This window comes from Ruegeria sp. AM9 (assembly GCF_056540565.1).
Map to the genome: position 1 here is coordinate 1 of NZ_JBQFWY010000063.1, position 533 is coordinate 533.

The 533-nt window shown below is 61.0% G+C and carries 1 protein-coding gene; it reads right to left on the reverse strand.

From position 1 onward, the window contains the following. Nucleotides 1-51: 51 nt before the first annotated feature. The coding region (locus ACR0DO_RS19600; protein WP_480561124.1) for an NUDIX domain-containing protein at nt 52-533 on the reverse strand (482 nt) is incomplete at its 5' end.

Consider the following 533-nt stretch of genomic DNA (forward strand, 5'->3'; position numbering starts at 1 on the left):
TCCGAAACGTTGGCGGCACCGTAGACCGCGCACTGGGCTTTGCCCAGCGGTCTATTGGCCGCGCCAGAGGTCAAAAGCCTTGCGCATAACCGTGGGCAGGTCGCTGGGCCTGAATTGGTGTTTGTCCATGACTGTCAGACCGTTCGGATCGCAACCGTCTGGCAATTCGGTTGTCCAAATACGCAGGATCAGGTGAAAGTGGGTGAAGGTGTGTCTCACTTCACCGGGGATTTCGTGCCATCGCGCCGGGAACGGAGGGCTTTCCAGCGGTGTTTCGGACCAGTCCGAGCCGGGCCAGCCCAACATTCCGCCCAGCAGACCCTTATCGGGGCGGCGTTCCAACAGCAGGGCACCATCTCCGCGTTGGGCGATGTAGATGTGGCCCAGCCGGGTGGGTTTGGGCTTCTTGGGCGTTTTTTGCGGCAGTTCCACCTGCGTCCTCGCCTTCCGCGCCAGACAGGCCGCATGCAGGGGGCAAATGCCGCAGGTCGGAGATTTTGGAGTACAGATCGTTGCACCCAAATCCATGACAG